Consider the following 21,690-nt stretch of genomic DNA (forward strand, 5'->3'; position numbering starts at 1 on the left):
TTTCAGGGAACATCCGGGATCGTGAGATACAGCTGAACGAACTGGTAGGTGGTCCACGGAAACTCAAAAATCCACGGCTGCCCGTCCAATGCCGTCATCGCATAAGGAAACTGCGAAGGAGCGGTGCCGCCAAACGTGACAGAATGCGTCCCGCCGGAGTTTAATTCGATGCTGACTTTGTGCGCGTCAGCGGTGATGCCGAAACTTTCAAGATGTTCCGTGCCGCGACCTGCCCAGTAGGCCGCCGAAAGGTCGCTCAGCCGAAACACGGTCTCTTCAATTTGCGCGGAGACGAGGTCATCGAGAATTCCCTGCGACCCCTTTCCATGCAGCCACTTTCCGCTATTCGTGCGCACCAGCTCGCGCTGCCGAGCGCCCTGCTGAATCGTGATGCGGAGCACGTTTGACATTGCGAAATCCCAGATGTGCCTGTCGCGCATCTGCCAGCTCGCCTGGGGCAGCAAGCGAAGCATTCCTGGATCGACGGAATACACAAAGCTTTCGCCAGATACCCGGGCGAACACCTTGTCCTGATTGGTTCCAAATTCAAGCTGGGCCAGGACGATGTTCGTCTGGATCCCTTCGACGACGGAGGTTTTGCGCAGCGTGTATTGGCGAAACGGCTGCGCGAGGCCGTATTTGGGAAGGTCCGCCGTGGGCACAATGTCTTTCTCGATCTGTGCGGCGGTGACCTGAAGGTTGGTCAGGTTCGCGAACAACTGCACGACGAGGTTTGAGTCTGCGAGCCAGCCAGGCGGAACCACGTTCCAGACGTTGGTGCGGCGTTGCAGTGTGAATTGATCTTCCGCCTGAATCTCCACCGCGTCAGGAATTTCTGACAGCGCAACCAGATGTGGATCGAAGAAATCGCGAAAGGCGTGGGAATGCGCGGAGGTCCAGGGCTCGATGAACGTGCGTGGAACCGCCACCACAGTGTCCTGGTCCGCGCGGCGCGCAAAGATGAGAGCCGCATTGTTGGTCGGGCTTTTGCCGAAATCGAGGCGCAGGACCGAATTGGTTCCCCGCAGGAGCGCGAGGCTCAGCTCGGGATTCTGAAGCCCGAATGCGTCGAGATCCATCCCTGCGTTATCCGTCACGAATTGCTCAACCCGCGCGCCTTGCAGGAGCGTGAGGGTCTCGCTGACCTTCGTGCTGTTCGCGCGAACATTATTCGGCGAGAGCATGCGCCAGAGCTGGTTGGACGGGTTCAATTGCAGCTCCAGCAACTTGCCTGCATTGGTCACCACCAAACGGTCGAAATTCAATGAGCTCCAGTCCGCGAGCGCGGTTTCACGCCATAGGCCTGCAGTTTGCGGTATGAGGCGGAGGAGATCGGCATCGACGATGAAGACGCCCTCCACTCCAACGACCTGGAGGTAAACGCGGTCGCCTGGTGGAGTCTTGTTGCCGATCAGGATGAGATGGCGTTTCTGATTGAGAAGCAGTGTGCAGAACGGGGCGTCGAAGCCGAAGCGCTGGTCTGCATCGGGGATTTCCTTGAGCTCGGCCGCGGACAGGTAGGGACTGGCCGTGAGCTTTTGCAGGGCTGATAGAAAGGCCTCAATTTGCGCGGAGTTCGCCGGGTAAGCCACCGGATCGGTCATGTGCCAGACGTCGTTGGTGCGAAAGACCCGAATGCCGCGATGGTTCTTCGGCTGGACGTGGATGGTCTGGATTTCGGCTGGCTTCAGGCTGGGGAGCACCAGCGGCGGGCCGGCGGGTTCGTTGCTGAGGTGCCGTTCAAAGAAGAAGATGAACGCAAAGATGCTCCCTGCCAGCAGCAGCCATAGCCAGGTGTTTCGCGAATTCATTTTCTACGCGCGAGCCAGATGAAGCAGCCGAACAACAGGATTCCGCCTGGCACGCCGGCCAGCAGGATCCATTGCAGCGTTTGCATCCTGCTCTCGGTGATCACGAGGCGAAATTCCGAAACCGGCTTGGGCCCTGTGCCTTCGAGAACGTAGGTTCGGTCCGCGAGCCAGCTCACAGCACTGTTGAGAAAATCGCGGTTGCCAGCCTTTTCAATGTGTCCATTGCTCCACAAAAAAGAGTCGCCGATCACCACCATGCGGGTCACGCCGCGCGCCTTCACGATTCCCTGGCCGATGTCATCGACGGCCACGGCAACAGAACGCCGCGCCGGCGCCTTGGATTTGTCGCTGTAAAGATAGGCCGCGTCCGTGGTGTACGCGATGCCGCGGGCCGGCAGATCGGATTCGCCGTCGCTCACAGGCCTCGGCACAACCATGTAGAGTCCTGTCCCAATGGCTCCGTTCACGGCGGGATGCAGCGTGAAGGTGTTGATGACCAAATCTTTTCCAGTCACCAGCGCGTTCGGGTCGACCACGAGGTCCTGGCCGACGAAAACGCCCCAGCGCGAAAGGATCGATTCCACCCCGGTGGCTTTTGCAGCGGAACGCGCATCGAACAGCGCGAGCAAGCGGCCGCCATCGGACAGATATTTGTCAACGCGAGTCAGCTCGACCTGCGGCAGCTCGTTGACGGGCCCTGCGATGATCAGCAGGTTGCAATCGTCGGGCACCTCGTTTGTTCCCAGCAACGAGAGCGGACGCACATCGATATAGTTCTGGCGCAGCACGCTTGCGAATGTCTGGTATCCCATTTCGCCTGCATCTGTCAGCGCCGGTTCGCCGTGTCCCTGCAGGTAGCAGGCCTGCATCGGCTTGGGATTAAGCACTGAAAGCAGCGCCCCTGTGAACATCATCTCGCCGCTGAACGAGACGGGTTTCCGGCGGAAGGGCGCCTCGGGATTCGTGGTCTGTTCGATCGTGACCTGCGTCAGTGTCTTCGCATCGACAATCTTGGAGCGGCCCTCGTATTCGAAGATGACAAAGTTGTTGTTGGTTGAGCCGCCGAGGTTGAACTTCTCCTTCACCTGCAAGGCTGTTCCGGGCTCGCGCAGGTAATCGATCGTGTGCACCTGGATTTGCTTGTTCACGGCCCGATACTCCTTGAGCAGGGCAGTGACATCGCGGAAATCCGGTTCATCGCGATCGAAGTAAACCGTCACGTTGACCGTGTTCGTGATCAGCCGGAGCAGGCTTTCGGTGCGGGGCGACAGTTCCACGCGGTTCTGCGTGCTGAGGACAAAACGCTTGAAGTGCCGGCCGCTCAGATAATTGAACATCACCGCCACACCGAGGCAGAGGGTCACAAGGATCGCGACCCGAAAGCCGATGCTGAAGCGTTGTCGCGGCGTGAAGCTGGGTTGTGAGGGGTCGTTCGCCATTTTATTTCCAGCGGCGGCTTTCAATCACGCGCAGGGTGAGGAACAAAAAGAAGAAGCTTACGGTCAGGCAGAGCACAATGGGCCGCGTATCGATCACGCCGCGCACGAAATCGTGCATATGCTCGGGAAGTCCGAAGAATGCGATGACGTGTGATTTCCATCCCCCCGCGGGAAAGCTGCGGGCGAGGAAGCTCAACATGAACAGGCCCACGCTCAGCACAAGGCTGATCATGGCCGCCGTGACCTGGCTGCGCGTCAGAGCTGACGCAAGACAACCCAGGGACAGGAACATGCAGCCCAGGAGAAAGATCCCGATAAAGGTGGTGCCAATCGCGCCCGCATCCAGCGGCCCGGCCCCTGTGGCAAACCGATGCACCAGGAGGATGCACACCAGCAACGGCAGCCACATGACCATATAAAAGAACAACGCGGCAGTGAACTTGGCTCCAACAACCTGCAAATCAGTCACGGGTGTCGTCATCAGGGTTTCGAACGTGCCGGAAAACTTTTCCAGCGCGAACAAGCGCATGGTGATTACAGGCACGGCGAGTATCAGGATCAGCCAGAAGAACTGAGTCATGTAGAACAGTTCGGTGACCGGGATGATAGTCGGGTCGCTGCCAAGATTGATCAGGAGGACGATAAAGCTGAGTCCAATGAGAAAGGCGGCGGCGGCGATGATCACATAACCCGTGAGCGAGAAGAAGAATCCGCCGAGTTCACGTCGAACCAATGTCAGATAGGCCTGCATCAGCTGAGTGCTCCTTCCTTCCAGGCCGGGGAAAGGTTTGCTGGGATTTTCTCGGGATTCACAGTTCCTCCTCCTCGTCGGTGCGCGTGACCTGAACGTAAATGTCTTCCAACGAATGACGGCTGCGGGTGAGTTCCCGCACCGGCCACCCGCGCTCGCGCGCAATTTCAAACACCTGCGGGCGGATGTCCACGCCGTCGCGCGGGGTCAGGGCACAGCGGAAGTAATCTCCTTCCGAAGCCGAGACATCGTATTGAGCGACCTCCGGCACCTGCGCCCAGCATTGGCGCAATTCGCCTGGCGGCGCCGCAATTTCCGCGATCACCTGGCTGTTGCTGCTCATGCGGCGCTGGAGATTTTCCGGCGTATCGGACGCCAGCAGTTTGCCCTGGTAGAGAATCATGATGCGATTACACGTCATCTCGGCTTCGGGCAGGATGTGCGTTGAGATAAGGACCGTGTGTGACTTTGCGAGTCCCTTGATCAACTGGCGGACAGAGCGGATTTGCTGCGGGTCGAGGCCAATCGTCGGCTCGTCGAGGATGATGAGTTCAGGTTCGTGCACGAGCGCATCAGCGAGGCCGACACGTTGTTTGTAGCCTTTTGAAAGCTGGCCGATGATCTTCCCCGTAACGCCGGTCAGACCGCACTGGTCCATGACGACGTCCACGCGTTCGCGGGAGCGGCGCCAGCCGAGACCTTTAAGCCGTGCGCGAAATTTCAGGTATTCGCGAACGCGCATGTCGAGGTGCAGCGGGTTGTTTTCCGGCATGAAGCCGATGCGGCGCCGCACTTCAGTCGAGTTGCGGAACACATCGTAGCCCCCCACCCGGACAGTCCCCGATGTTGCTGGCATGAACGCCGCGAGGATGCGCATCGTGGTGCTTTTGCCGGCGCCGTTGGGTCCGAGCAGCCCGACAATTTCCCCGCGCCCGACCAGAAACGAAATATCTGAAACCGCGGTATGACCCGCGTATCGTTTGGTCAGGTTGGCAACCTCAATCATCGGACCGTTGCTCATGAATAGACGTGAAGCTTAGTTGAAGGCCGCTTTGCACAGCGAACAAAATTTTGGTCACTCCAGCTCCAATTCCGCCGTTGCGCGGCGCCAGAATCCGGACCGGAGCGGCACCAGCACGCTGAGCTGAACCCGCTGGCCCGCGCGCCGGTCCTTCAGCATTTTTGCAAACGATTTGATGTCGCTGGGCGGTTGCTCGTCGACTGCCGCAATGATCATGTTGGGCTGAAGGCCCGCGCGCGCTCCGGCACTCCGGCGGGTGACATCTTTAACGACAAACAACGTCGTGTTGCCGCGGCGGATGGGATCGAGCTGCAACCCGAGACGCTCCCGGATGAGATCGGCATTGAACACCGAATTCTCGTGAACAAGGCGCACTTTGACGTCCTCTGTCTGTCCCGCGCGGCGCAGGGTGATGTTCACATCGGCGGAAGGCTTCGCCGTCAGCAAATCGCCAAACTCAAAAATCGTCCGCGGCACGGTGCCGTTCACCTGCATGATCGTGTCATTGACCTGCAGGCCGGCGCGGTCCGCGGGGCTGCCGGGTTGAACAGACGTGATGACGAGCGGATAGGAGCCGACCTTGACACGCGCGCCGAACCAATAGGACTTCACCACGTCACTCGGCAGGATGTCCCCGAGCGCTTCCTGAACGAGGCGGATGGGAATTGCAAAACCGATCCCCTGAATCGGGCGGCCGTCGGGCGACAGGTTCGCAACTGCGACATTCAAGCCAATCAGTTCGCCCCGAAGATTGATCAAGGGTCCGCCGCTGTTGCCGGCGTTGATCGGGGCGTCAGTCTGCAGCCAGTTTGGGATGTCGAGCGGCGCGCCTTCCGTGGGCAGGGTGCGGCTTTTTGAACTGAGAATTCCCCGCGACACTGAACCGCCAAGGCCGAATGGATTGCCGAGCGCAATGACGGTTTCGCCCAGCAAGAGGTCGTCTTCTCTCGCCATGCGGATCGGCCGGAATTTTTCGCCCGGACGCGAATTCAGCTTGAGCAGCGCGACGTCGCGCCGCGCATCGCTGGCAATGAGCGTGGCTTCATACAGGTTGGTGCCCGTGTTGAACTTGACTCCAATGCGTCGCGCACGGCGGACAACGTGATCGTTCGTGAGCAGAAATCCATTTTCATCAATGATCACGCCGGAACCCAGGCTCGTGACCGTGTCGGTCGGTTGCTGGCCGTAGTATCCGCGGAACATTGCTTCGAACGGGTCTTGCACGGGAACGACGGTTTCCGTGTGAATGTTCACGACGCTCGGCATCACCTGCTCGATCACGCGAACCGTCGCATCGCGCCGAATGTCATCCTGCAGGATGGTCGCGCCGTGGGCGCTCGTGACCGCGGCGGCGGCCAATAGCATCAAAAAAACTCGTATCATTTGCATAGCGAATGCGCAGGAATCACGCTCAGGTTCGGCGCCCAGGGACTGTGCTCGATCGACCGGTCAGAACGTTCCCGGCGGCCAAAGGCTTTTTCCGACATCAGTCCGGTAGTAACTGCCGACGACCCGCAGGCGGCGGATATTCGAGTAGGCGCGCGAAATTGCAGAATCGAGCGTGTGCCCGAGGGCGATCACGTCGGCAATTCGCTGTCCCGTGCTGAACAATCGGTTGTCGGTTCCGCGCGTCACTTCGTTCCACCATACATCACAATCGAACGGGCCGATGATTTCGAGCGGCAGTTGCGGCCCGCGCACCTGTGTGAAGGGATAGCCGTAGCCAGCAAGGGTCAGGGAACACCCGAACTTCAATTCCTTTCGAAACACCGGATCCAGCTTTTCGTTGCGCGAGGTGCGAAGAACAGTTTCCACGGGGTTCGCCAGCATCCGAAGAATCATTGGACCGGAGGTCACCCCGATGCGGATGTTGTATTCGATCACGTGCCATTTACCGCGGCGCTTGATTGCTGTGACCTGCAGGGGGCCGTTGAATTTGACTTCGCGCAACCAGGGCAGCAACGGATGGATCAATTCACGGGCGAGGCCGAATTTGTCATCAGGATCCCGTTCCACCAAACCACCGAGCGGCGCCCCGGCGACAATTCCGAGATTCCCATTGAACGCGTATTTGTATTCCTGGTTTGTGACGAGCGAGTAGATTTCGCCGCCGCTGACCAGCGCGATATGGCCGGCCTCCGCGCGGCCGAGATATTCCTGGAGAAACACTCCTTCGGCGTAATTCACATTCCGCAGCCACGCCCGCGTGTCCTCGACGGTTTCACACAAGATCGTGTGAACCGGGCTGGTGGGGGAACAGAGCGGATTCTTGATGACGAAGGGCTGCGGATGTTCGCGAAGAATTCGTTCCGCTTCAATTCGGTTTGATGCGACGTACGCCTGGGGAAAGCGGATCCCGAAATCTGCGCACAGCTTTCGAGCAAAGTCGCGTTCCCGTTCGATCCGCATCGCTTCTCCGGTCGGGCTGAAAATCCCCGCGCCGCAACGAATCAGGTTCTCCGCCCAGGGCGCCTGCGCCCAATCGATCGATTGTGGAATAACTACCGAAAAGCCGTGTTCCTTGACGAGCGTCGCGGGATCAGGGATTGCATCGCGAGAGTAAACGGATCCAATCAAGCTCGGCGGAAAATGGCCATAATTGCGCGTCAAGTACGTGGCCACGGAGGCGCCGCCGTCCTTGAGCGCGGCGCCGATGCTATGCGCGAACGAGCCCACGCCGAGGATCAAGACGGACGCGGTTTCCTTCGCGGTTGCTCGGAGCATTTTTGCCATGGCTTGAAGTGTTGCGGGAGATTAAGAGCCCACCGCCGGGAAAACAAGATGGGAGAGGGGCAGGGAAAGCGCGTGCAAATTGAAGATCCGGAACAGTTTGATCAAAAGTGGGTGATCGAACTCGATTGATTTTAAACTCCCCCTCTTCTGAGCGAAGCCGGAGGAGGGGCTGGGGTGAGGAGGCGCCCACATAAACAGCAGGGTCGTTCCTCATTTCTGCTATCTGTGCGGCCTCCTCTTAAACGTGATTGCGGAGGGCGAACTGCACCCAATTATTTTAACCGGAGCTCGCAGAGGAAGCAGAGGTCCAGATTCAGAGACGATTTCATTCCCCCACTCTCCAACTCTCTCTCCGCTCGTGCCTCACGGGGCGAGAGGGTCGAGCGTTTACGGATCGCAGTGATCTCACCACTCTTGATCACACCCTGTCCTGAGCGAAAACAGACGTTCCGCTTGTCAGTGCCATGGAGATTTGATAACTCAAGTCTCGTTGGAGTTGGGGAAAGAGAATCTGGATGGCAAATCCCCGCACGCGCTTTGGTTACACCGAAATAACCCGGCTCATTCAAAGGAGTCGCCCGGGAATTCTCATGTTTTTTTGCCGCGCGCTTTTAGCAAAGGAAAAAGGCCCCGCAGTTTTTCGGATTGGACCGTTTTTGTCCGTGGCTCAGTTGCAGACTCACGCGACGTCGAGAATGGCGTTCTTCTGTGTTGCGACGAAAACAAACACGGAGCCCGGCACAGGAACGGAGAGGCTTTGCGTGACCCCTCGAATTATGTGCTTTGAACCATGAACCATTGCCCGCCATCTGACCGGTTGAAAACTCCCACCGCGGAGGTAATCTATGCCCGATGAACTGGATCCAAAGCATCCACGAGTGGCGCCGGCTTCCGGCGGCGGAGAAACTCCGCCACCGCTGGCAGGCCATTCCCAAGGATGTGGCCCAGAGCATGGCCTTCGAGCGGGAGCCGGTGGAGATTCGCCGACTGCAAGAGATACTCGACCAGATCACGCCACCCGCTTCATCGAAACCACTCGCGGCATCCTCGCCTATTCCGAGTTAGCGCCGTTGGTGGCCGAACGCGTCCTGCGCGTTGAAGCCGCGCTCTACCAATTGGAGTTTTCCGCCTGGCCGCCGGATGAACGACTCACCACTGAATTCCACCGCCGCATCTGCGGTGATTTACTGCCGGATTGGGCGGGCCGCTGGCGGGCCATTGAAGTTCGCGTTGGCAATCTCACTCCACCGCCGCCCCATCAGGTTGCGCTGCTCATGCGGGAATATGGCGCAGACTTGACCGCCCGCTGGCCCGCTGCTGCTGCGTCCGTCAGCGGCCTCACGTTGGAATTGCTTGCCTTTGCGGAAGGCCGCTTCTTGAGTCTCCATCCCTTCCCGGATTTCAATGGCCGCACCATCCGGCTGTTTCTGCTGGAACTCCTGCGCCGCCTCGATCTCCCGCGCGTCACCCTGGCACCGGAATCGGAGACGGAACGCGAACAGTATTTTCTCGCCCTCGAAGCCGCCGACCAACTCGACTGGCAACCGCTCCTCCGCATCTGGCGGCACCGTTTTGTTGCTGCGGCCCCGAACCCGCCAAATCATTCATGAGAAATTACCCGTCATTTTGCCTGCCATGAAGCCCTATCCTATCCAACTTGAAATCTCCGGTGCCACCGCCATGTGGACGCGGCCTGACACCGGCTCGTCGCCTGTTTCCTACGTCGCGCCGACGTTCAGCGCGGTGAAAGGAATCTTTGAATCCGTGCTGCGCTGGAAATCGGTCAACCCGAAATCGTTATAAATATATGACATCCACTCCACTCCTCGCGCACCCGGAGCAATCGCTTGTCAGTCACCTCGTTGGGGTTGCGCAACTCGCGGAAGATTTTGCTAGTTCGTTTGGTGCACCCAGCCACGGAAAGCTTGCCGGACTCCTTCATGACGTAGGCAAAGCTGAAAGTGTTTTCCAAAGACGCATGGCGGCAATCAAAGCTGGCAATAATGACCCGGGCGGTAAAGAACCACACGCCCATCACGGCGCAGCACTCGCGCTCGCGCGGGATCATTGGCCCGTTGCGTTCGTCGTAAATGGACATCATGCGGGATTACACAATCGGTGGGATTTGGCGCAACGCGCCGATTATGCAGAACGTGCGACGGACTGCTTGGAGCAATTGGTACGCGAAGGATTCGGTCAGCTTCCCGACGAATTCCGCCCACTACCGAAATGTCTGGAAACCTTGGGCCACGACCCGCAGCGCCAAATGATGGCCGTGGAAATCTTTACCCGCTTTTTGTTTAGCGCGTTGGTGGATGCTGACCGCTTGGACACAGAACGATCTGACCCCGCATCCCTGAACGCCGTGCATGACCGACGGATATGGCGGACGTTTGACGCCGTGAAACTTTCGGAACAGGTGAACGAGTTCATCACGGGCAAGCATCGCGATCCAGCGTCGTTGGCCGGACGCGAACAGGATGTTCAGCGGGTGCGCGATGAAGTCGCTGATCTTTGCCGTGCGGTTGCGAATGAACCACGCGGCTTATTCTCCCTAACTGTGCCCACGGGTGGTGGCAAGACGCTCGCCTCAATGCTCTTTGCCCTCAACCACGCGAAGGCCCACGCTCAGGAAGCTACAGGCCAGAATGGAATCGCTTGGAAACCGATTCGCCGTGTCATTGTGGTGATTCCCTACCTCAGCATTATCCACCAGACCGCTGCCGTGCTTAAGGATGTTTTCAAGCACACGGAGGAGAGTCCCGTCGTCTTGGAACACCACAGCAGCGCCACCGACCCGGTGCTGGATGAGAAGAAGCTCGCCCAAGGCAAAGCCAGCGACTATTCGCGCACCCGCACACTCCGCCAACTCGCTGCCGAGAATTGGGATGCACCCATCATCGTCACTACCAGTGTTCAGTTCTTCAATTCGCTGTTCTCTCGAAGTCCGGCAGACGCGCGCAAACTCCACAACATTGCACAGTCGGTGATTATCTTTGACGAAGTGCAAACCCTTCCGCCACATCTGCTCCAGCCGATTCTCGACGTGCTCGGCGAACTCACCAACCGGGAGCGCCCCTACGGCTGTTCCGCCGTCTTCTGCACCGCCACGCAACCGGCGCTGGGTCACGACGAAAACGAGTTTCCCGGTGGTCTGAAGAACATCCGCCCCATCGTTACGCCAGCAATAGCAACGAAGCACTTCAATAGCCTCAAGCGCGTAGAGTATTCCGGAATCGAGAAGGATGCCGCATCCGAACCTCTCACCCCGGAGCAAGTAGCCAAGCAAGCAACCGCCAACGAACAGAAGCAATGTCTCGTCGTCGTCAACACGCGCAAGTCTGCCCGACAGGTGTTCGCCGAAGTTCAAGCCCGGGCCAAGGCGATGGGAACGCCGGATGCCGCGTTTCACCTGTCCACTTGGATGATTCCAGCGCACCGGCTGGAAGTGCTCGAAGCAGTCCGGCGGCGGTTGAAGGAAAAGAAACAGTGCTTCCTCGTCAGCACGCAATGCATTGAAGCAGGCGTGGACGTGGACTTTCCCGAAGTCTGGCGCGCTTACGGTCCTTACGATTCCATCGTGCAAGCGGCGGGCCGCTGTAATCGCGAAGGCAAACTCGACGGCCTGGGCAATGTTCATGTCTTCCGATTGGAAGGTGACGATCCCGAGGGTCGCGCCGGCATCTACGGCACGGCCACAACTCAAACGACCCTTCTTCGCAGAATGGGCCGGGCACTTCCTGAAGACCCAACCTCATTCATCGACTACTTCCGCCTGCTCTACCAAATCAGCGTGCCGGACGAGTGCCTGATCCAACAACACCGGTCCGAACTCCGCTTTGAGGAAGTCAGCAAGCTGTTTCAGTTCATCGAAGATAAAACTTTCCCGGTGTTGGTTCGCGAGTTCGTGGAAAATGGGGAACAGAGAAAGACCAAGTCGTTTGAAATCTACGAAAAGGCACGAGCGCGAGGTTTTTTCACGCGGGACGATTGGCGCATATTCCAGCGCGACCTCGTCACATTGCCGCTCTACAAGCAAAACGAACTCTTGGGACAGAAGCTGATTGTGGATTGTTTCGATGGCGAGCGACACCTGTTTCTTCTGGTCGGTGACGGTGCGTATCAAGGCGGCGTCAACGGCTTCGGCATTGACTTCAAACCCGACTATTCCGAAAGGACGATTCTATGATTTCCGATCCCATCTGCCTTCGCGTCAAAGGCCCGTTCGCCTGCTTCACCATGCCTGAGTTTCACGTCGAGCGCGTGAGCTACCCCGTCATCACACCGTCCGCCGCGCGCGGCATTCTGGAAGCCATCCTCATGAAGCCCGTGGAAAAACCCGATGCAGCGAAGCGGCAAAACAAAGCGGGATTCCGCTGGCACATTCTGCGGCTGGGTGTCATTCGCAAAGGCGTCCTCATGCCGATTCTCCGCAATGAACTCGGCTACGAAAGCCATCCCGCTTACGGCAATGCTCGCGGCTTCGACATCGCCGACAAGCGCGCTCAACGCCACAGCCTGATTCTTTCAGGCGGTGCGGATGGCAGCGGGAATCGCCGGATGCTCGATTACCTGATTGAAGCGTGCCTTGAAATCGAAGACGACCTTGGTCTTGGCGGCGTCCGCAATCGCCAACCCCGTTGGAAGACCGTTCAAGTCATGGCGAAATATCACCAGATGTTTCTGCGTCGCGCTCGCACCGGCCAATGTTTCTACCAACCGTTCTTCGGCTGCCGGGAATTCTCGCTAGCCAAATGGGAACTGGTGGACGATTTCGACAAGGAAACCCGCGACTGGCGGCTGCCCGCTGACGTTCAAGCGCAGATGCAGAACATGAACGACCACTTTGGTTTCACGTTCCGGGATTTCGATTTTGGGCGTTTCTGGAGCGACTTCGACGGATGCGCCTTCAACCCTGAAACCGGAATGCCGAGACTGGCCGCCGCTCGTTCGCTCAACGCGAAAGCCAACGCCGGTTGGATCGTCGTCAGTCGCGTCGAGAGCGGAAAGGTGGTGGCGGTATGATTTCCGAACTGATTCGTGTTGCCGAGTTGAACCGCATCACGGGATGGGAAGCAGTTCGTCGTCGCCCAATCCAATGGATCATTGATTTGGACAGCGAGGGTCGTGTGCTGAATGTCAGCCAGACCACAAGGTCTGTGGCGCAAACAAATACGGATGAGCGAAAGGATGTGCGTGGCAAGGAATTTCTTGTCTCAGCAAACTACTACATGCAGTGGAAGGATCTTCAGATTCAGTCAGTCGGAACGAACCAACACAATTGGCTGCCAGATTTCCTCACTGCACCGGCGGATGAAATGTTTGATGATGGTGTTGATGGCACGAATAAATTTCGCCACAAGCGGAAGTTGTTTTGGCGGCTTATCTTCAAAGCGCATTCCGAAAATCCTCAGAACAAGACAATTCGTTCTGTTTGGCGATTTCTGAAATCCCGCCCAAAACTCCTGAGCCTCCCGCTGCCATCTCAAGCGCGTCAGAATCTCGATTGGTTCAGAAAAAAACAGAGCAGAGAGGGGGAAACCATTTCTTTTCGAGTCAACGGTCGGATTGCGATTTTAGACTTTGATTTGCGCCGTTGGTGGGCTGAACAGGTGCGAAAGCAGAGGGCTGAGGTCAGGGAACAACTTCCCTGTGGCAAGGATGCGTATGAGCCCGGTGAGGGACGCATAACAAAATACTTCCCGAACGTGTTTACGAGTGTTCCGTTTGCATCTTTTGGCAGCGCGACTTTCACGAGCTACGGCCTCGGCAATCAAACGGCAACGATGCGACTTGAAACGGCAGAAAAACTCGCCGCAGGACTCAACTGGCTGTTATCTCGCGAAGACAGCAGTCTAAGACTGGCAGACGAGACTGCTGTATTTTGGTCCGTCCGTGCGAGCAAAACAACAGACGGCGTGGGGGTGTCGCCTGTTCCATTCGTCCGTTTGCTCGAGAAAGCTGATTCTCTGGCCGTTCGAGATTTCTTACGCGGGATTTGGGGTGGGCGACCGATCGAAATAAACGTAGGGAAATTTTTCGCAGCCACATTTGCTCCAGCCGGAAAGGGTCGTTTTTCCGTTCGCTCCTGGCACACGGACACGCTTCCACGCGCACAGGACAACCTTAAGAAATGGTTCACTGCTCTGAGCTTGGATTCGCAGGAAGAAGGGACTCCCACACTGAACCAACTCGCAGAAGCAACGATCTCGAAGGCAAAACGCCAAAAGTCGAAACCCGCTCCAGCTACCTATTCTGCCCTGTTCGAATCTGCTCTCTTTGGTCAACCGCTGCCGCATCAAATCTTCGCCGCAGCCATTTCCCGGCAGGAGGTTGAGATGGCTGGCCAGGATCACAACGCGAAACCTTTCAGTGAGCGCCTGCGCGCCCGCACGAGCCTGATACAACTCTATTTCACCCTCAACAAAGGCATCATCATGAACGAATCCTATGACAAAACCGCCGGCCGGCCTGAGCATCGCACGGCTTTTCTTTGCGGGCGCTTGCTCGCCGTGCTCGATCATATCCACAACGAAGCCCACGAGGGAAAGTCGGCGTCTTCGCCAGCCACCCGGCTTTACGGCGCGGCATCCAAAACTCCTGCGCTGGCCTTTCCTCAACTCTGCCAGCTTGTGCGCCACCACCTCGATAAGCTGCCAAAATACAAGCGTGACCGCTTCCAAGATGGTGTGCCCGCAGCCAAGCGCGAAGACGGCGTGAATGAAGATTTCGAGGGATTGTCTGATGTCGTCTCCCAACTCAACGAAGCGGCTGGTGGAGCTTTTCCCCGGATGCTCTCGTTGGAAGAACAGGGCGTCTTTGCCATCGGCTTCTATCACCAGCGCAAACGCTGTGAGAACTGGCCACACTTCAAGAAGAGCGAGAAAGCAAACCAACAACCTGAAACCTCAACCCCGACCATCTGATTTATGAACAACGAAATCCAATTGCATCACAAACTTATCACGCTGCCCGCCGGCAAGCGGGCTTCTGACTTCGTGGCCGAGCGTCACGACATCGTGTTTCTATTCGACTGCGCCAAGTCGAATCCGAACGGCGACCCCGATACCGGCAACATGCCGCGCGTTCAGCCGGATTCGCTCAAAGGTCTGGTCACGGACGTTTGCCAGAAGCGCAAGGCTCGCAACTTCTTTAGTCTCTATAATCCCGACGGGACACCGCGCCCCGACGCGACAACCGCATCTGGCTACCAGATTTTCATCCGCGAGAACGCTGTGCTCCAAGAATCAATGGAGTCACCCGAAATCGAATCGTTTGCCCGAAAAATTTTCGCCGAAGAACTGGGGCAGAAACCGGAAGCGTGGGATGCGAAGGGTAAGAAGAAGGGTGGCAAGGGTAAAAATACTCAGAAACAAGAACCAGAGCAGTCGGATGAAGCCGAGAAAGAGGAAGTGAGCCCGGCGGACGAGTTCAAGAAACAGGCGTACCGCGCTGCTTTACTCCGCACGTTTTTTGATCTCCGGGCCTTTGGAGGTGTTATTTCAACGGAAGGTCCGCTCAAGGGAAGTTTCTATGGGCAAGTCCGTGGGCCGATTCAGTTCACTTTTGCAGAGAGCCTGGACAAGGTGCTACAACTAGACTCGACGATCACCCGTTGTGCAATTGCGAGTGTAAAAGAGAAGGACAAGCAACAAAAGGAGGAGGACGGCGATGGCAGTGGAAATCGAACGATGGGCCGCAAGCACGGTATTGATTACGGCCTTTACCGCTGTCACATCCACTTCTCGCCCGCGTTCGCGGCCAAGACCGGTTTCACCTATTACGACCTGGACAACTTCCTCTTCGCGCTCGGCAATATGTTCCGTGACGACCCGGCTTCTGGCCGCTTCCTGCGCGTGGTTGGCCTTGTGGACTTTCAACACCAATCCGCACTCGGCAACGCGCCCGCCCACAAGTTGTTTGAGTTGGTGGAGGTAAAGGGCAAGAAGAAGATGCAGGACGGCAAGGAAGTCTTTGAATCCTCCGCCAGCGAATTCCCGCGCGCTGGCGAGGCGGGCAAGATTATTGATTACCACGGCTCTGCTCCGGGTGCATTGGACAAGCACGCGCCTGTTCCGGGTTTCGAGTCCAAAGGCATAACCGCCCGACAGATCATTTGGGAGATTCCGGAGGTGCAGGGATCCAAGTGATCGGGCTCCTGATAGGCCCGTGCGGAAGTGGGCATGATTGTTCATTCTACACTGCGTTCCAGGAAAGCTGGGGATTGCGAACTGATGAATACTCAATCGACTTTGTACCGTGATTTTCATGAGTGGAATTTTGCTATCGCGACGGAACAGCCGACCTGAATGTCTGACGACCCAATCCCTTTTTCCCTCCGGAACGACCTCCTCGACTGCCCGTGCAGGGGCGGCCCCGAAGCCGGTTTGGAAGGTGGCGTTGCCTGGAGAATTGAGCTATACACACTGACGTATGAGCACCAAGGAAATCCGGATTGAAGTGGCGGAAAAGCTTCCGCTTGACGCGACTTTGGCTGATGCCATTTATCAGCTGGAATTCCGTCAGGCGGTCGAACAGGGCCTCGCGGAACTCGATCGCGGAGAACGCATCCCAATTGAGCAGGTCAAAGCCAGGATTGCCGAATGGGCGCAAAAAGGTTCTGCATGGAACAGCCAATGAAATTGTTCTTCTCTCGTTGGTGGACGCCGCTGAATGATCCCGCAAAGCAACGGTCTGTCGAACCCACATCTGCTACGTTTATGCCATGAAAACCGAGAACTTGAAAGGCATCGTGCACTCGGATCCTGAAATCCTGGGAGGCACGCCGGTATTCACAGGCACCCGCGTGCCGCTCCAGAACCTCATCGATTACCTCCAAGGAGGGGAATCCATCGAGGATTTCCTTGACGGCTTCCCGGCCGTTAGACGTGAGCAAGTGATCGCGGTTATCGAGGCTGCCCGCCTCAAGATGCTGGAGACCGTCGAAGATGCGCAGCCTCGTTGACGAATGTTTGAACACATGAATCAAACGCGAGCGTTTATCGGAGCCGATCGCGAACAAGGCTGGCTGGCAGCCTCAATCGTCGAGCAAACCCATGAATCATTCGTCGTAAATCATTTGTATTCCTCAGTCTGGCCGCCGACGCCGGATTGAGCTATAGACAACAATATGAGCACCAAGGAAATCTTGATTCAGGTAGCGGAGAAGCTTCCGCCTGACGCGACTTTGGCCGATGCCATCTATGAATTGGAATTCCGTCAAGCGGTCGAGGAAGGAATCGCATCGCTGGACCGTGGCGAACGCATTCCGATCGAACAAGTCCGCGAACAACTGCCCGGATGGATTTCAAAGTATTCCTCTCAACCGAAGCGCTGAGCGACTTGGAGTTGATTGTCGCCTATATCGCGCCTCAAAACCCGGCGGCGGCGGAACGCGTGGGCGGCCGACTACTGGATGCCGCGTTTTCTCTCCGCAGGATGCCGGACCGCGGTCGCGTCGTCCCAGAATTTGCCAGACCTGACCTGCGAGAACTGATCGTTCGCTAATATCGAATCCTGTACCGCGTAAATTCGGGTGAAAGACAAGTCGAAGTCATCCGTTTTTGGCACGGCGCACGAGGTTTCCCGCATATCCCCAGGCGGGAGGAACCATGACCGACTCCCTTCCCCTCTCGCTCCTCAACGACTTCCTCTATTGCCCGCGCCGGGCCGCGTTGAAGGTCGTCGAAGGCTGGCGATCCGGCAACGAGCACACCGCCCGCGGCGATATCGTCCACGAACACGCTGATCTCCCCGGCCATGAAGTTGCCAAAGGCGTGACACTGTTGCGCGCTGTTCCTGTCTGGTCCGAACGCCGCGCTCTCCTGGGCAAATGCGACATCGTCGAGCGACGTCCGGACGGCAGCCTTTTCCCCGTCGAGTTCAAGCTCGGCAAACGCCGCCAATGGGAGAACGATGACGCCCAGGTGTGCGCGCAGGCGCTTTGTCTGGAGGAGATGTTCGATGTCGCCATCCCGGCGGGCGCGATCTTCCATGCCGACAGCAAACGCAGGCGCGAAGTTCCGTTCACGCCAGAGTTGCGGCAAAAAACGGAGAACGCCATCGCAGCCTTGCATGCCATGGCCGCGCAACTTTCAGTGCCGGCCCCTGAATTCTGCGACGCGTGCGAAGAATGCTCGCTATTCCAGATTTGCCTCCCGAAAGCCAGCAGTCGTGACAGCCGCGCCTCGCAATTGAGCCGCCAACTCTTCAAAACCTGATGCCCGAAGTCATCCAGAACACGCTCTATCTCACCACGAACAGCACATTCGTCAGCCGAGATCACCTGACGCTGCTGGTCGAAGTGCCTGTTTACCCTCCGGAGCTCGAACCTGAACAACGCGTCCGCGAGAAGGCCATTGATTGGCGCAAGCTCAGCATTCCCATTCATCACCTGGAATCGCTGTGTGCGTTCGGCCAGGTCACTGTCACGCCGCCCGCTCTCGATCTTTGCTGGGAACATGGCGTGGCGGTTCATTTCCTGAATGAATGGGGATACCTGCACGCCCGCATGACCGGAATTGCCGACACGAGCGTGACTCTGCGGCGGGCGCATTTTCGGATTGCGGATCAACCCGCTCGATGCGCCGCCCTCGCACGCCAGATCATCGCTGGAAAACTCCAGAATTGCCGAAATTCGCTGCTGCGCGGCGGACGCGAGAATGAATCCCCCGACGAACAGGCTCGGCTGAGCGCCGCTGCCGATGCACTGGCGAGGCAGATCGAGGATCTCGGCGCCTGGACGCCGGAACAACTCAGCGCACAGGGATCATTGGATCAATTGCGCGGCGCGGAGGGGATGGCCGCAGCGACATACTTTTCTGTGTTCAGCCTCCTGCTCAAGCAGCAGCGCGATTCGTTTGCTTTTGCAAATCGTTCTCGCCGTCCGCCGCGTGATCGAATCAATTGCTTGTTGAGTTTCCTTTACGCGATGGTCCGTCATGATCGCGTTGCGGCGCTCACATCGGCCGGACTCGATCCTTTTGTCGGATTCCTTCACGCGGAACGTCCGAATCGTCCAGCCCTGGCGCTCGATTTGATGGAGGAATTTCGTCCGTGGCTTGCGGATCGCCTTGCGATCACTCTGGTGAACCGCAAACAACTCGGTCCGGAGCACTTTCGGGAATGCGAAGGCGGCGCAGTGGAATTCACGGATGTTGGCAGGAAACATGTCATCCAGGCTTATCAAGTGCGAAAACAGGAAACGCTGCAGCACCCGCTGTTGGACCAGCAACTCAGGATCGGGCAACTTCCGTTTGTTCAGGCCAGGGTTCTGGCCAGGCATTTGCGCGGTGACATTCCGGATTACATTCCGCTTGTGCCTAAATGATCTTCTGTCTGCCGCGAACCTCACGCCCATGCTGATTCTCATCACTTATGATGTCTCAACGGCCGAGAAGGCCGGGATGAAGCGGCTTCGTCGCGTGGCGCGAGCCTGTGAGGACTACGGCGTGCGGGTGCAAAAAAGCGTCTTTGAATGCCAGGTTGGGCAAACGGAATGGGTGCAGTTGCGGGATCGGTTATTGAGGGAGATCAAGGCTGATGAAGATTCGTTGCGGTTTTATTATTTGGATGAAACAGCGAAGCAAAAGATCGAGCATCATGGAGTGGACAAGCCGATTGACCTCACTGAACCGCTTATTCTTTGAGAGCCTGTGTGAAGGCCAGCGCGAACCCCGAGTGCCGGGCGGAAGCCGGGAAGTTCGCGGAACGGTAAAATTGCGATTGATTTCGGGTTTTCTGATCTGTTCTTTGACAAACACATCAGCGGGCACTGATGTCATTTGTGAGGGTTCGCGGGATTGGGGATGTAAGTATTTGCGATTCAATCGGAAGAGCGGATCGCAGTCGCTCCGGGATCAAACCCGGAGCGCGGATTGAAACGACTAGATTGCTGAGCTTGTCACGCAAAGTGAAGGTCGCTCCGGGATCAAACCCGGAGCGCGGATTGAAACAAAATCGCGAGAGAACAGGTTCAGCATCGCGAGCGTCGCTCCGGGATCAAACCCGGAGCGCGGATTGAAACCTGAAGGAAGCTCGCTATTACAAAATTCCACACAGGTCGCTCCGGGATCAAACCCGGAGCGCGGATTGAAACACCAGAAGACCTCCGCTGGTCTGAAAAGGTAAGCGTCGCTCCGGGATCAAACCCGGAGCGCGGATTGAAACCCCGGCGATATGTCCTGTCAGGAGACCACTGCGCGTCGCTCCGGGATCAAACCCGGAGCGCGGATTGAAACGCTTTGTGTTCCTGTTCGGTGGTTGGGGAACCACTGGTCGCTCCGGGATCAAACCCGGAGCGCGGATTGAAACCTCTACGATACTGGTTCCAGGTTGATACAAACCAGTCGCTCCGGGATCAAACCCGGAGCGCGGATTGAAACATGGGATAAGAAATGAACATCAACACCCACTCCAGTCGCTCCGGGATCAAACCCGGAGCGCGGATTGAAACTAGGACTTGGAAAATGATCACCGTAGAAGTTGACGTCGCTCCGGGATCAAACCCGGAGCGCGGATTGAAACGCATACAAGCGACTGCACCGCAAGCTAACCGGGAGTCGCTCCGGGATCAAACCCGGAGCGCGGATTGAAACGTTCTCACTGCGGCACCTGCTCATGCTGTCGGCTAGTCGCTCCGGGATCAAACCCGGAGCGCGGATTGAAACCTTTTGGCGGCTCACAGTGTCACCCGTGACACTGAGTCGCTCCGGGATCAAACCCGGAGCGCGGATTGAAACTGGGAGAGTTCTCCCTTGCTGCGGTAACCGCCTTGTCGCTCCGGGATCAAACCCGGAGCGCGGATTGAAACGACAAGCCGCTTCGAGGTCTTGCGGAAGACATCGGGTCGCTCCGGGATCAAACCCGGAGCGCGGATTGAAACTGGAGCGGGCGGTTCGGCTTCGACAGGTGCGGGGGTCGCTCCGGGATCAAACCCGGAGCGCGGATTGAAACAGGACATGACCATCGCGCACCAGTCCGGCGTGGAGGTCGCTCCGGGATCAAACCCGGAGCGCGGATTGAAACTCAAGTGCGTCCGCGATGACCTCGGCCTCTCTTCGTCGCTCCGGGATCAAACCCGGAGCGCGGATTGAAACGGCATGTGGATGTCCACCCCACGCTCTTGGCCTGGCGTCGCTCCGGGATCAAACCCGGAGCGCGGATTGAAACTGGCAGGAGGACGCCGGCCCAGCGAACTGCCAGCGCGTCGCTCCGGGATCAAACCCGGAGCGCGGATTGAAACAGTTTGGCGATGTAAATCAAGCAACCCAGCCCAAGTCGCTCCGGGATCAAACCCGGAGCGCGGATTGAAACGGGACGAGGCGCAGGCGTGTGTCCCCGGTCCCAAAGTCGCTCCGGGATCAAACCCGGAGCGCGGATTGAAACGGTCATCTCCCGCGTGGTCACAATCCTGGAATCGTCGCTCCGGGATCAAACCCGGAGCGCGGATTGAAACCGGCAGGATTAGTCAGGCATCCCGACACGTTGAAGTCGCTCCGGGATCAAACCCGGAGCGCGGATTGAAACGCCCATTCCGCATCGCACAACGCCGAACTGGTCGCGTCGCTCCGGGATCAAACCCGGAGCGCGGATTGAAACACGCCCGATACTGGAACAAAGTTTGACCCGCTGTGTCGCTCCGGGATCAAACCCGGAGCGCGGATTGAAACGACGACAGAAGCGCGCGAACTTCGTTTTCACGCCGGTCGCTCCGGGATCAAACCCGGAGCGCGGATTGAAACCGGGGGGCCCTGCGGATGTGCAAAGCGAAAGCGATGTCGCTCCGGGATCAAACAACGGCTGATTCATCTGGTTTTGGGAATGGGCTGGCGTAGCCTGCTGATGGGCGGGCTTTGAATTAACCCATGAGAGTCGGCGTGCCGTTGGATTGGATAACCTGTTCGGCGCCCGGCACTCTCGAGGGTCGTATGTGGT

General features: G+C 57.7%; 20 protein-coding genes, 1 pseudogene and 1 CRISPR repeat array. Of the genes and pseudogenes, 14 read left to right on the top strand and 7 right to left on the bottom strand.

Annotation, left to right across the window (positions count from 1 at the left end; translation table 11 throughout):
• Nucleotides 1-2 precede the first annotated feature (2 nt).
• From VEH04_02980 to VEH04_03005, 6 genes are all read right to left on the bottom strand, one after another.
• On the bottom strand, nucleotides 3-1,811 hold the full coding sequence (locus VEH04_02980) for a DUF4340 domain-containing protein (protein HYG21721.1): 1,809 nt from the start codon (nucleotides 1,809-1,811) through the stop codon (nucleotides 3-5).
• On the bottom strand, nucleotides 1,808-3,250 hold the full coding sequence (locus VEH04_02985) for a DUF4350 domain-containing protein (GenBank protein ID HYG21722.1): 1,443 nt from the start codon (nucleotides 3,248-3,250) through the stop codon (nucleotides 1,808-1,810). Before VEH04_02985 ends, VEH04_02980 begins: the two co-directional genes overlap by 4 nt.
• 1 nt (nucleotide 3,251) lies before the next feature.
• Nucleotides 3,252-4,001, bottom strand: coding sequence for an ABC transporter permease subunit (locus VEH04_02990; protein HYG21723.1), 750 nt, complete (start codon nucleotides 3,999-4,001; stop codon nucleotides 3,252-3,254).
• A 58-nt stretch (nucleotides 4,002-4,059) separates the two neighbouring features.
• On the bottom strand, nucleotides 4,060-5,022 hold the full coding sequence (locus VEH04_02995) for an ABC transporter ATP-binding protein (GenBank protein HYG21724.1): 963 nt from the start codon (nucleotides 5,020-5,022) through the stop codon (nucleotides 4,060-4,062).
• Between the two features lie 54 nt (nucleotides 5,023-5,076).
• The gene (locus tag VEH04_03000) at nucleotides 5,077-6,405 is read right to left on the bottom strand and encodes a trypsin-like peptidase domain-containing protein (GenBank protein HYG21725.1); all 1,329 of its coding nucleotides are present in this window, start codon (nucleotides 6,403-6,405) and stop codon (nucleotides 5,077-5,079) included.
• Between the two features lie 66 nt (nucleotides 6,406-6,471).
• Nucleotides 6,472-7,755: a phosphoribosylglycinamide synthetase C domain-containing protein gene (locus VEH04_03005; protein ID HYG21726.1), complete on the bottom strand. Its 1,284-nt coding sequence runs from the start codon at nucleotides 7,753-7,755 to the stop codon at nucleotides 6,472-6,474.
• Nucleotides 7,756-8,600: 845 nt separating this feature from the next.
• Here VEH04_03005 and VEH04_03010 point away from each other — a divergent pair.
• Both VEH04_03010 and cas5 (VEH04_03015) read left to right on the top strand, forming a co-directional pair.
• Nucleotides 8,601-9,365: a Fic family protein gene (locus VEH04_03010; GenBank protein ID HYG21727.1), complete on the top strand. Its 765-nt coding sequence runs from the start codon at nucleotides 8,601-8,603 to the stop codon at nucleotides 9,363-9,365.
• A 25-nt stretch (nucleotides 9,366-9,390) separates the two neighbouring features.
• Nucleotides 9,391-9,525 (top strand): annotated as a pseudogene (gene cas5 / locus VEH04_03015) (CRISPR-associated protein Cas5).
• Between the two features lie 13 nt (nucleotides 9,526-9,538).
• On the opposite strand, the gene VEH04_03020 reads toward cas5 (VEH04_03015), so the two are convergent.
• Complete coding sequence (locus VEH04_03020) at nucleotides 9,539-9,856, bottom strand: hypothetical protein (protein ID HYG21728.1); 318 nt, start codon at nucleotides 9,854-9,856, stop codon at nucleotides 9,539-9,541.
• Between the two features lie 300 nt (nucleotides 9,857-10,156).
• Between VEH04_03020 and VEH04_03025 the strand changes: the two genes are divergently transcribed.
• From VEH04_03025 to cas2, 12 genes are all read left to right on the top strand, one after another.
• Nucleotides 10,157-11,944, top strand: a complete 1,788-nt coding sequence (locus VEH04_03025; GenBank protein HYG21729.1) for a DEAD/DEAH box helicase — start codon at nucleotides 10,157-10,159, stop codon at nucleotides 11,942-11,944.
• A complete protein-coding gene (gene cas5, locus VEH04_03030; GenBank protein ID HYG21730.1) occupies nucleotides 11,941-12,780 on the top strand; it encodes a CRISPR-associated protein Cas5 in 840 nt (279 codons plus the stop codon). Before VEH04_03025 ends, cas5 (VEH04_03030) begins: the two co-directional genes overlap by 4 nt.
• Complete coding sequence (locus VEH04_03035) at nucleotides 12,777-14,681, top strand: type I-C CRISPR-associated protein Cas8c/Csd1 (protein HYG21731.1); 1,905 nt, start codon at nucleotides 12,777-12,779, stop codon at nucleotides 14,679-14,681. The genes cas5 (VEH04_03030) and VEH04_03035 overlap by 4 nt, the downstream gene beginning before the upstream one ends.
• Nucleotides 14,682-14,684: 3 nt before the next feature.
• The gene (gene cas7c, locus VEH04_03040) at nucleotides 14,685-15,905 is read left to right on the top strand and encodes a type I-C CRISPR-associated protein Cas7/Csd2 (GenBank protein ID HYG21732.1); all 1,221 of its coding nucleotides are present in this window, start codon (nucleotides 14,685-14,687) and stop codon (nucleotides 15,903-15,905) included.
• 283 nt (nucleotides 15,906-16,188) lie between these two features.
• On the top strand, nucleotides 16,189-16,395 hold the full coding sequence (locus tag VEH04_03045) for a hypothetical protein (protein HYG21733.1): 207 nt from the start codon (nucleotides 16,189-16,191) through the stop codon (nucleotides 16,393-16,395).
• 85 nt (nucleotides 16,396-16,480) lie between these two features.
• A complete protein-coding gene (locus VEH04_03050) occupies nucleotides 16,481-16,720 on the top strand; it encodes a DUF433 domain-containing protein (GenBank protein HYG21734.1) in 240 nt (79 codons plus the stop codon).
• A gap of 15 nt (nucleotides 16,721-16,735) precedes the next feature.
• The gene (locus tag VEH04_03055) at nucleotides 16,736-16,870 is read left to right on the top strand and encodes a hypothetical protein (GenBank protein ID HYG21735.1); all 135 of its coding nucleotides are present in this window, start codon (nucleotides 16,736-16,738) and stop codon (nucleotides 16,868-16,870) included.
• 15 nt (nucleotides 16,871-16,885) lie between these two features.
• Nucleotides 16,886-17,092 carry a hypothetical protein gene (locus tag VEH04_03060; protein HYG21736.1) on the top strand — a complete coding sequence of 69 codons (207 nt, stop codon included), beginning with the start codon at nucleotides 16,886-16,888 and terminating at the stop codon, nucleotides 17,090-17,092.
• On the top strand, nucleotides 17,056-17,262 hold the full coding sequence (locus VEH04_03065) for a type II toxin-antitoxin system RelE/ParE family toxin (GenBank protein HYG21737.1): 207 nt from the start codon (nucleotides 17,056-17,058) through the stop codon (nucleotides 17,260-17,262). The genes VEH04_03060 and VEH04_03065 overlap by 37 nt, the downstream gene beginning before the upstream one ends.
• A gap of 104 nt (nucleotides 17,263-17,366) precedes the next feature.
• The gene (gene cas4 / locus VEH04_03070; GenBank protein HYG21738.1) at nucleotides 17,367-17,975 is read left to right on the top strand and encodes a CRISPR-associated protein Cas4; all 609 of its coding nucleotides are present in this window, start codon (nucleotides 17,367-17,369) and stop codon (nucleotides 17,973-17,975) included.
• Nucleotides 17,975-19,084: a type I-C CRISPR-associated endonuclease Cas1c gene (gene cas1c / locus VEH04_03075; GenBank protein ID HYG21739.1), complete on the top strand. Its 1,110-nt coding sequence runs from the start codon at nucleotides 17,975-17,977 to the stop codon at nucleotides 19,082-19,084. The genes cas4 and cas1c overlap by 1 nt, the downstream gene beginning before the upstream one ends.
• A gap of 28 nt (nucleotides 19,085-19,112) precedes the next feature.
• Nucleotides 19,113-19,403 (top strand): CRISPR-associated endonuclease Cas2, encoded by a 291-nt coding sequence (gene cas2 / locus VEH04_03080; protein HYG21740.1) that lies wholly within the window; start codon nucleotides 19,113-19,115, stop codon nucleotides 19,401-19,403.
• Nucleotides 19,404-19,601: 198 nt separating this feature from the next.
• A CRISPR array of direct repeats spans nucleotides 19,602-21,569; the repeat unit is 37 nt; unit sequence GTCGCTCCGGGATCAAACCCGGAGCGCGGATTGAAAC.
• Nucleotides 21,570-21,690 lie beyond the last annotated feature (121 nt).

The sequence above is a fragment of the Verrucomicrobiia bacterium genome, from assembly GCA_035629175.1.
Lineage (GTDB): Bacteria > Verrucomicrobiota > Verrucomicrobiia > Limisphaerales > DASXHY01 > DASXHY01.

Excerpts from the sequence above, each read along its gene's own strand:
- VEH04_02980 (HYG21721.1), bottom strand. The coding sequence starts at position 1,811 with ATGAATTCGCGAAACACCTGGCTATGGCTGCTGCTGGCAGGGAGCATC.
- VEH04_02985 (HYG21722.1), bottom strand. The coding sequence starts at position 3,250 with ATGGCGAACGACCCCTCACAACCCAGCTTCACGCCGCGACAACGCTTC.
- VEH04_02990 (HYG21723.1), bottom strand. The coding sequence starts at position 4,001 with ATGCAGGCCTATCTGACATTGGTTCGACGTGAACTCGGCGGATTCTTC.
- VEH04_02995 (HYG21724.1), bottom strand. The coding sequence starts at position 5,022 with ATGAGCAACGGTCCGATGATTGAGGTTGCCAACCTGACCAAACGATAC.
- VEH04_03000 (HYG21725.1), bottom strand. The coding sequence starts at position 6,405 with ATGATACGAGTTTTTTTGATGCTATTGGCCGCCGCCGCGGTCACGAGC.
- VEH04_03005 (HYG21726.1), bottom strand. The coding sequence starts at position 7,755 with ATGGCAAAAATGCTCCGAGCAACCGCGAAGGAAACCGCGTCCGTCTTG.
- VEH04_03010 (HYG21727.1), top strand. The coding sequence starts at position 8,601 with ATGCCCGATGAACTGGATCCAAAGCATCCACGAGTGGCGCCGGCTTCC.
- VEH04_03020 (HYG21728.1), bottom strand. The coding sequence starts at position 9,856 with ATGATGTCCATTTACGACGAACGCAACGGGCCAATGATCCCGCGCGAG.
- cas5 (HYG21730.1), top strand. The coding sequence starts at position 11,941 with ATGATTTCCGATCCCATCTGCCTTCGCGTCAAAGGCCCGTTCGCCTGC.
- VEH04_03035 (HYG21731.1), top strand. The coding sequence starts at position 12,777 with ATGATTTCCGAACTGATTCGTGTTGCCGAGTTGAACCGCATCACGGGA.
- cas7c (HYG21732.1), top strand. The coding sequence starts at position 14,685 with ATGAACAACGAAATCCAATTGCATCACAAACTTATCACGCTGCCCGCC.
- VEH04_03045 (HYG21733.1), top strand. The coding sequence starts at position 16,189 with ATGAGCACCAAGGAAATCCGGATTGAAGTGGCGGAAAAGCTTCCGCTT.
- VEH04_03050 (HYG21734.1), top strand. The coding sequence starts at position 16,481 with ATGAAAACCGAGAACTTGAAAGGCATCGTGCACTCGGATCCTGAAATC.
- VEH04_03055 (HYG21735.1), top strand. The coding sequence starts at position 16,736 with ATGAATCAAACGCGAGCGTTTATCGGAGCCGATCGCGAACAAGGCTGG.
- VEH04_03060 (HYG21736.1), top strand. The coding sequence starts at position 16,886 with ATGAGCACCAAGGAAATCTTGATTCAGGTAGCGGAGAAGCTTCCGCCT.
- VEH04_03065 (HYG21737.1), top strand. The coding sequence starts at position 17,056 with ATGGATTTCAAAGTATTCCTCTCAACCGAAGCGCTGAGCGACTTGGAG.
- cas4 (HYG21738.1), top strand. The coding sequence starts at position 17,367 with ATGACCGACTCCCTTCCCCTCTCGCTCCTCAACGACTTCCTCTATTGC.
- cas1c (HYG21739.1), top strand. The coding sequence starts at position 17,975 with ATGCCCGAAGTCATCCAGAACACGCTCTATCTCACCACGAACAGCACA.
- cas2 (HYG21740.1), top strand. The coding sequence starts at position 19,113 with ATGCTGATTCTCATCACTTATGATGTCTCAACGGCCGAGAAGGCCGGG.